Origin of the sequence: Leptospira weilii (assembly GCF_006874765.1) — a bacterium.
Taxonomy (GTDB): domain Bacteria; phylum Spirochaetota; class Leptospiria; order Leptospirales; family Leptospiraceae; genus Leptospira; species Leptospira weilii.
On the sequence record NZ_CP040840.1, the window covers coordinates 226,425 to 235,000 of the forward strand.

Consider the following 8,576-nt stretch of genomic DNA (forward strand, 5'->3'; position numbering starts at 1 on the left):
GTGAGGGTCGTAAGAAAGTTTGAGCAAATAAGAAACTAAAGCGCAACGACTCCCTATGGATCGTTTTTTCGGTCTGCGGAAAAACGAGAAGTATCTTACGAACTTGCGTATTTTTTTTGAATCGTCTTATCGATCAATCGGAGTAATTTTTCCCTCACTGTTTTTGGGTTGAAATTTTGTTCCACGTATTTTTTTCCGTTTCTGCCCATTTCGAACGATTCTTTCGGATGGTTCAAAATGAAGTCCAAGGTCGCAAAAAAACTCTTTCGATCGAAATAAAAAAGCCCGCCGTTACTTCTGAGACAATGACCTTTGAGGACGTCTGATCTTCCGTTGACGAGCGCCGGTTTTCCTTTTAACCAAGCCTCCATCAGAACGATGGAGAAACTTTCCAAAGGGGAAGAATTTATCAAACACGCGCAATTTTGAATAAGTTCAAATTTGATCTGTTCTTCGACGAATCCCAAAAATTCTATATTTTTATCCTCTGATATTCTGTTTGGAATTTTAGAGGCGATTTTTCCGGCGATTTTGAGTTTGTGGGGAAGTTTTGAATTTTTTTTCCATTCCAAGAACCATTCTGCCATTTCCAGAAAGCCCTTTCCTTGGTCTACTCTACCTACGTAAAGTAGGAAGGGTGTTTCTTCTCTGTTTGAATTTTTTTCAAGAGAGGACTTATGATAATCCGCGTAGATATTTTCCGAGGGGTCACTCGGACATTGATCTAAATTAAGGTTCATCCCGATTATGGAATACGTGCTCGGCTTATATCCGAGAACGTTTCGAAAAACATTCAATTCTTCTGGAGTGTTAAAAGAATAAGAACTTTGATCCGTTAGAATTTCTTTATATATTGGAAGATAGGCGGGAGGTTCGTCGTGAAACGTGGGAATGATAATCGACTTTTCCGCTACCAAAGGCATTCCGAAAACCAAAGGATAGTAGAGGTAACTCACGAAGAAAAAAATATCATATTCGCTTTTTCTGGATTCAATAAATTGAATCAATTCCGGAGTGTAAGGGCCTTGTTCTATAAGCCAATGATTGATGTTTTCTTTGTTTTGAAGAGAGGGCCTTTCCAAAATTTTTTTGGAAAGGCGGCTGAACCGTTCCATGTTTCTTTGTTTTTCAACGGTAAACTGAAGAACCTTATACTTTCCGCCTAAGGAAGAAGTTTTTTCTTCGAACCGGATCGGTTTGGAATGATTTGTTCCTTCGTAAAAAAAATTCTTTCTTCGAATCGGAATCGAATTTTTCCAAGTGATATAATCCAAACTGCGAGTCGTTAAAACTGTGATCTCAAAATCCGTAGCCAATAATTCCACGAGTTGAAAGATGAGTTTTTCCGATCCTCCAGAAACCTTGTCCGAAAAAATCGGAGAAACGACCGCGATTTTTTTAAGAGAGGGTTTCAATAGTTGTCCTAAGAACGGATCTAAAATCCGTTTTTTTGAATTCTTCTAAACGAAGGTCTTGATTCGTTAAAATTCGATTTTTAAAAGGGATATCCGTCAAAATTTTATTGAGTAAGATTGCTAAATCCGGAAATTTTTTTTCCTTAAAAAGAATTCCTGCGCCGTTTAAGGTTTCGGGAACCGCGCCGCCGGAATATGCGAGAATCGGAATTCTATGAATCATTGCCTCGATCAAAGGGACACAGAAACCTTCATGCTCGCTCATGGAAACAAAAACGTCTGCTTCTTGATAGAGATTTTCCAGTTCAATATCGGAAAGAAAACCGGTGATCAAAATATTTTTTCTAAGATCGTAAAAATCCAGCATTCTTTCCAACTCTTCCCGATAGAGATGCAATTCTTTCGAACTAAAACCGGCGAGATAAAATTCAAATTGATCGGAAATCATCGACTTATATGCGTATGCAAGTCGGATTAAATCGTCTTGTCTTTTGTTCGGAGTGATTCTTCCAACAAAAAGAATTTTCTTGATCGGAGAATCCGTCTTTTCGGGTTTCGCAAAATTTTTAGTCAACTGATACGTGATGGGAAGAATTCCAACATTCTGAAAACCTAATTCTTCTAACTCTTTCTGATTGAACTTGGAAACGGCCAAAACGAGATCGAATCTATCTATCATCTCCTTCAATTTTTCTCTTCCTTTTTTTAAAAGATAACTCATCTTTAAGTCGTAGGATTCGAAAAAGTGATGGGGAGTCACATTATGGTAAATCAGGATTCTGGGAGATCGGAAGCTTTTTAAAAAATCGAACACGCCCGAATGAATCGAATGGTGATAAAATAAAATGTCTTTTGAGGATTTACCGTAGGTTTTGTATTTTTTTACGAAGGGTAATTTGGACGCGCCTATGTTTTCGGAAAAAATATCTCCTTTATATTCCAAATCTTTTAAATGATTGCGAATCTCCAACATTTGATTGCTGATGGCGTCGCCCGGATTGAAGCCCGCGGAAAATTGTTGAATCTGTCTCATTTCAGAATTTTGTCTCTAAAAAAAATCTCGAACGGAAAGGAATTGTATTCTTTAGCGATTTCCTGCTCCTTTTTCGAGATTTGCCCGCGTAAGGAATTTTTTTCCAAAATGTTATCGATCAAACCTGTGAGTAAACTCATGGATAGAGAAGATCTGTCTTTGAAAAGAATTCCTCCGGTTTTCATCGTTTCCGGGGTTGCCCCGGCATAGTAAGAGATTACGGGAATCCCTGCCCCGAACGCGTCCAAAATGGGAATGTTAAATCCTTCATGTTGGCTCATACAAACGTATAAATCCATGGAATTTAAAAAGGATATCATTTCAGAGTCGTTCGCATTCAAGCGAATTTGGACGTTTCCCGTAAGTCGCTTTCGTAAAATGAGCTTCTTAAGAAAATTATAATATTCTTCAAAAATCTGCGGAACGTTTCCACAAATCAAAAGTTGGACGTTTTGTCTGAATTTTAAAATCGATTCAAGCAATTCCAAAAGATCCTCTATTTTCTTATTGGGAGAAACTCTTCCGATAAAACCGATCGTATATTCCCTTTTATCCTTAATGACGATTTCCCGAATCGAATATTTTTTTACGATGGGAAGGACTAGGATGTTTGTTGCGCCAAGAAATCGCAGAAAATTCGCATTAAATTCGGAGGATGGTAAAAACAAATCCGTTTCGTTCTTAAGGGAATACAATTCCAGCAAAGAGCGTTTTTCGTCCAACTGAAGGGTGTTGTAAATTTCAGGACTTACGAAATTCTTAAAATAAATCGCAGGGGTAAAACTTTGATAGCGAACGATTTTTTTTCCGGGGAGATTTCGAAACCAATTTAAAGGATAGCCGCAGCCTCCGTAGTTCAATATATGTATGTCGTTCCGAGAAAAACGGGAAATGATCGACGAATGGGTTTCTATTGGAAATGATTCTTTGGAAAAATTTTTGATACAAATGACGGAGTTAGAAACGCTTAAACTTTCGAGAACGTTTCGAATCCCTTTGATGTCGTTTCCGATTCCGTCCCCGTCTCGGAATTCAGTGACGTGCTGATAGACTTTCATTTTCGAAACGAAAGAACGGTAAAACCGTCTTCCGATTTTTTTTCTATAATGTTTCTAAAGCCGAGTTGCTTGAGATAATTTCGAATCAACGGTTCCTGAATTTTCGTAAGTCTTAAGGGCAAAAATGGGGAGGGGTAATTGGAGTTTTCGTTTGAAAATCGAAAACGGATTTCCGTACCGGAAGATACGCCGAGGCTAAGAGCTCGGAGGGTTTTTTCGATCAGCCAGTGCGGATGAATCGATAAATTTTCATATATTATAATTTTAGAATATTGGGAGCAATCTTTCGGAATTGCTCCCGGTTCTTCTAGATAAATGTTCGTGGTTATTGAATTTCCGATAAATTCCGAGCAGGATTTATTCCAACTGACCGAATCGAATTTGGAACCTAATTTTAAAAGTTGTTTGAGTATCTTTCCCCAACCCGGCGATAGGACTAAAACCTTTTCGGAAGGATCGATGGATTCCAGCAGAAAGTTTTCGCTTTCTTCAACAGTATTTTCCGAGTAAAGATCTTCATTCGCCCAAAGAAATTCGGGTCTGATTTCTTTTCCGATGGCTTGATTCCATTCTAAAAATTCGGAATAAAAAGACTCCATCTTTCTTTTTAGATTTTGATTTTCGCAGCGGATGAGAATCAATTCGTGTAACACGCTGTAGAATGCGCGGGTTCTGTTTTCTGAAAGTTTCTTATCTAAAAACGAATAGAATTCTGCAAAACGAATCAAAAGCCATTTGAGAGGTCCCCGGACAAACCGAAGTTTGGGATTGGAGAATTTAGGAGGAGAGATTCCTTTTTCGAAAAGATGAGCAATTTCAGCGGGGTCAAAATCCCGGTAACCTTCCGGGCTCGGAGGGGAAAATTTCCAATGAGTGAATTTCTCGACGTCTTCTTTTGTGGAAGGGTTTTTTTTGAGTTTGGATTCGATTTCTTCCATGATTTCTCGTACATTGATCCGAGAATCTCTGATTTCGAATAGTTCCTGAAATTTGTCTTCCATACTCAAAAGGGGAAAGAATTTTATTCGATTGTTTTTTATTCATTTTCTAAAACAACAGTATTTTTACGGAAAAGTAAGAATTCTATGAAATGCCTTATTACGGGAGCGGCGGGATTTGTAGGCAGTTACCTATTGAAGGAACTGAAAGAATCCTATACCGATTTTTTAGGAATTGGAATTCAACCGGGCCCCGATATCGGAAATGATCCTGAACTTCCTCAATCGTATCAATTCGTCGTCTGCGATATACGAAATGTAGACCAAGTTCATTCCGTAATTCATGAGTTTTCACCAAACACAGTTTTTCATCTTGCTGCGCAACCCTTTGTTCCTAGAGCGGTAGAGGATCCGGGTGAAACGTTGGAAATCAACGTGCAAGGAACGTTGAATCTATTAGAATCTTTGCGTTCCTTGAAAAAGAGAGTTCGTTTTATTTACATTTCCTCTTCCGATGTGTATGGAAACGTTCCGGAATCTTGTCTTCCCGTTCAAGAGTCCGTTGTTCCGGCTCCGCTGAATCCGTATTCTTCCTCTAAGTTTTGTGCGGAAATTTATTGCCTGCAATATCATCGATGGATTCCCGAACTTGAAGTTGTGATTGCCAGACCATTTAATCATACGGGTCCAAAACAAAATCCTAATTTTGTGGTTCCTAATTTTTGTTTTCAGGTTTTAGAAGCTCTGAAACGTCCTGAATCCGAAAGAAAAATCTTAGTCGGGGATTTGTCGTCTACAAGAGATTTTTTGGATGTAAGAGACGTTGTGCGTGCTTATCGAATCCTTTCCGAAAAAGGAAAACCAGGAGAAATTTACAATATCTGTTCCGGTAAAGAAATTGTAATTCGAGACGTTTTGGATAAGGTTATTTCCGCTGCCGGTGGGAAGATTCCTGTGGAAGTGGATTCTTCTCGTTTTCGTCCTGTGGAAATGAAACGCCTTTTTGGAAACAAAGACAAACTTCAAAAACTAGGTTGGGTGCCTAATTTCGATTTATCGGATACGATTCGAGACGTTTATCATTGGTACCGAACGGTTTGAAGTCTGCCAGAGGCATTTCACTGAGTTAGTTTGTAAATTGAATTTATAGTTATTAAGCCAAATTCTCTATTTACTTCTGCGTTTTGTTTTATACCCAAAGTCTGTTCCAAAACCTTAAAGAACTCCGCTATAATCATTCAATAAGTTCGTGATAAACGATAAACACAGGACAAGATCCTGCCTCTAAAGAGGAATCTGCGCTAAAGTTAACGGTGTAGGTATCAGTAAGCGATTAAAACCTATCTCAAAAATACTTTATTTTTATTTAAAACGCCGATTCCGATCATTCTCAGATAATTTTAACGTGAGTTCGACCTAAGAAAAATTGGGCGAATAAGAAACTAAAGTGTCGCCCTTCCTAAGGGCACCCATAAATACTTAGATCCGAAGAAAAATCTGTCGGAATTCCGACAAATCCTCTGTGAAACTTATGTGCCTGAGTTCCTTCAAAGCGCCCTTAGAAAGCGTTGTGTCTGAACTTCCCTGATTTTGGTGATTGAAGTATATCGAACTCACGTTAATTTTAAGATAACTTCTAATATTTTGAGACACTGGATAACCATTCATAAAATCTAAATCGAAAATCGAATTATAGAATTTTAAAGTACTGAGCCTTTCCAAGTTTTAAGACCACTTTCTTCGATTGGAAACGGATTACCCAGATATTTCGGATTCGTCTTGAATAAATTCATGTCGATCCAGGCAAGGCTTCTTGCGAAAAATTCCCTGAATCTACTGAAAGGTCCGCTTGTGTAAATTTTTCGATCCGATTCGAAAGCTTGAAATCTAAGACCGATTTTATTCGCAAGAAAAGCGGCCCGAGGTTGATATACTTTCTGACTGACAAAGATCAGATCTTTTATCTGAAAAATTTCTTTTGCGCGAATCAATGTGTCTAACGTTCTAAATCCTGCATGATCGACAAATATATCCTTTTCGTTCACTTCGTTTTTAAGAATGTAAAGCAACATCGGTTTTACTTCATTATAGTAAATCGAACCGTTATCCCCCGAGAGGAGGATCTTTTTTACTTTTCCCTGATGATACAATTCCAGAGCACAGTCCAACCGGTCTTTTAAAATGGCGGAAGGTTCGTTTTTGTAGACCGAAGCCCCGGGAACTATGGCTACTGTGGCGAATCTTGCGGATCTGTAATTCTGAAATTTCTCCGTGCGAAAATATAACTCTTCGAAACTGAAATCGATCGCGATCGGAGGTACTGCAATGACGCAAAAGACGAAAAAACTTCGGATATAAAATTTAGATTTTTTGAGAAAACTTAAGTCAAACACGGGATTGAAAATTTGGCAAAATCAAGAAGCTTTTTTGATAGGCTACAAGACAAATTTCAAAGGAGAAAATTCTTTTTTTCTTTTCAACGGACTTTGAGCGGAAAAAATCTTCGAAATAGGAAATAAACTTTTGAACCACGGGTCCTACCGATTGAGTGGAAATTTCATGAAATTTCTGAATTCGTTTGTCAAAATTAGCGTTGCCGGTTGTTTTTTCGCTCCTATGGTCATTTTTTCCCAGGAATTGATGGGGCTTCGTTCCGGTGTGGATTCTAATCTTCCTCCGGGCCGACAATTGGCGCCGATTCGTCAATTGAGAAGCTTCGGTTTGGTGTTCGGAAACGTAGACACGATGAGAGAAAGGTTTGCTCTTTCCGAAAATCAATTGGATGAGATCTCTAAGATTAATGAGAAATACAAACAAGAACATTTTAAATGGCTTCAAAAAATTTCACCGATTGAAATCGAGCTTGAAGGACTTTTAATGGAGTCTAACGTTGATCTTACGAAAATTAGAAAGCTTCTCGTAGAGATCGGAAAATATACCGCTGAAATTCGGATCAATCAAATTTCGCATCGTCTTGCTATCGAAAAAGTACTCACTCAGGATCAAAAATCCAAAATCAAAGAGCCTTTTACTCGTCCGGAGCCCGGGTTTCCCGTGAATCTTTTTTCTCCGGAGAGAATTATCCTTCCCATTCAGGGGATCTTACATTGAGGTATTCATGGACCAAAAAGAATTTATCGAGTTAATCGATTCGACCAAACATATCGTACTTTCGGCGATTAAAAAGAATTTATTCGGCGAATTTCATGATTCCATCGACGACGTAGTGCAGGAAACTTATTTTCGCGCGTATAAAAGTCTTTCCGCAAATAAATTCCGTGGAGATTCTTCCGTAAGCACTTGGCTTTATACGATCGCAAGAAACGAGTCTTTGAGGATGAATCAAAAAAGATCGAGACAAACTGCACTTGCGAGCAAGTTGAAAGAGAAAGTGATCCTGGACAATTCCAATCAGGAAAAAGAAGCCGTGTCGATCGGCTTTACCGATTTTGAATTAAAAGATCTTTTAGCCATACTTCCATGGAAGTATAAATCGGTGTTGAGTCTTGTAGGTGAAGGATATAAGGAACAACAGATCGCCGAAAAACTAAGTATCCCCGAAGGAACGGTTAAATCTCGAGCGTTTCGTGGAAAACAGATACTGAAAAAAATTTTCGTAGATAAGTAGGATAAGTCAGCATGGAATCGAACAGATTCGAAAAAGAAATTTCGGACAGACTTTGTAGTAAGGTTTGGAATTCTAGAATCTGCGACGCGGTTTACAAAAAACGCCGTTGGAAAATGATCCAATTGGCGTTGATTGCATTTTTGTCTGCTTTCTTTTCCAGCTCTATGGTTTGGTTGATTTTTTTTGAAAATCAAAAAACTGGGCTCGCTCGTAACGAACTTCATACTTGGATTCAAGAGCAAATTTATGGGGCGACTGTAGAAGCCGAATCTAAGGTGCAGAGTACAATCTATAAAGAAGAAAATACTGCGAGAAACGGCCCCGTTTTCTTGGATGTGGACACGTTGATTGAGGCTTCGTTGGACCGAAGATGATCAATTAGAAAATTTGAATATAAATTGAATACTCAAAACTCAGATAAGGATTCTGTTCCCAAACCTCAAAACTCCACGAGAATTCTGATAAAGCCTGTTTGAAGTTTATGGAATCATCAAAAAGGATGTG

At 38.5% G+C, this 8,576-nt stretch carries 9 protein-coding genes; 4 read left to right on the forward strand and 5 right to left on the reverse strand.

Annotation, left to right across the window (positions count from 1 at the left end):
* Positions 1-95 precede the first annotated feature (95 nt).
* Genes FHG67_RS01080 through FHG67_RS01095 form a run of 4 tightly spaced genes read right to left on the reverse strand, consistent with a single transcriptional unit; the run spans position 96 to position 4,507 of the window.
* Positions 96-1,415 (reverse strand): glycosyltransferase family 4 protein, encoded by a 1,320-nt coding sequence (locus FHG67_RS01080; protein WP_004498357.1) that lies wholly within the window; start codon positions 1,413-1,415, stop codon positions 96-98.
* Complete coding sequence (locus FHG67_RS01085) at positions 1,399-2,448, reverse strand: glycosyltransferase family 4 protein (protein WP_004495324.1); 1,050 nt, start codon at positions 2,446-2,448, stop codon at positions 1,399-1,401. The genes FHG67_RS01080 and FHG67_RS01085 overlap by 17 nt, the downstream gene beginning before the upstream one ends.
* Positions 2,445-3,506, reverse strand: coding sequence for a glycosyltransferase family 4 protein (locus FHG67_RS01090; protein ID WP_004498382.1), 1,062 nt, complete (start codon positions 3,504-3,506; stop codon positions 2,445-2,447). Before FHG67_RS01090 ends, FHG67_RS01085 begins: the two co-directional genes overlap by 4 nt.
* Positions 3,503-4,507 (reverse strand): LIC_10202 family protein, encoded by a 1,005-nt coding sequence (locus tag FHG67_RS01095; protein WP_004495313.1) that lies wholly within the window; start codon positions 4,505-4,507, stop codon positions 3,503-3,505. The genes FHG67_RS01090 and FHG67_RS01095 overlap by 4 nt, the downstream gene beginning before the upstream one ends.
* Positions 4,508-4,591: 84 nt before the next feature.
* Here FHG67_RS01095 and FHG67_RS01100 point away from each other — a divergent pair, with 84 nt between their 5' ends.
* Positions 4,592-5,545: a GDP-mannose 4,6-dehydratase gene (locus tag FHG67_RS01100; RefSeq protein ID WP_004498401.1), complete on the forward strand. Its 954-nt coding sequence runs from the start codon at positions 4,592-4,594 to the stop codon at positions 5,543-5,545.
* 599 nt (positions 5,546-6,144) lie between these two features.
* Here FHG67_RS01100 and FHG67_RS01110 read toward each other — a convergent pair.
* Positions 6,145-6,837: a SanA/YdcF family protein gene (locus tag FHG67_RS01110; RefSeq protein ID WP_002624854.1), complete on the reverse strand. Its 693-nt coding sequence runs from the start codon at positions 6,835-6,837 to the stop codon at positions 6,145-6,147.
* A gap of 166 nt (positions 6,838-7,003) precedes the next feature.
* Here FHG67_RS01110 and FHG67_RS01115 point away from each other — a divergent pair, with 166 nt between their 5' ends.
* From FHG67_RS01115 to FHG67_RS01125, 3 genes are read left to right on the forward strand one after another with little or no spacing between them, the layout of a single operon-like run.
* On the forward strand, positions 7,004-7,555 hold the full coding sequence (locus FHG67_RS01115; RefSeq protein ID WP_004495302.1) for a Spy/CpxP family protein refolding chaperone: 552 nt from the start codon (positions 7,004-7,006) through the stop codon (positions 7,553-7,555).
* Positions 7,556-7,562: 7 nt separating this feature from the next.
* The gene (locus tag FHG67_RS01120; RefSeq protein WP_004495282.1) at positions 7,563-8,072 is read left to right on the forward strand and encodes an RNA polymerase sigma factor; all 510 of its coding nucleotides are present in this window, start codon (positions 7,563-7,565) and stop codon (positions 8,070-8,072) included.
* Between the two features lie 11 nt (positions 8,073-8,083).
* On the forward strand, positions 8,084-8,446 hold the full coding sequence (locus FHG67_RS01125; protein ID WP_002624846.1) for a hypothetical protein: 363 nt from the start codon (positions 8,084-8,086) through the stop codon (positions 8,444-8,446).
* Positions 8,447-8,576 lie beyond the last annotated feature (130 nt).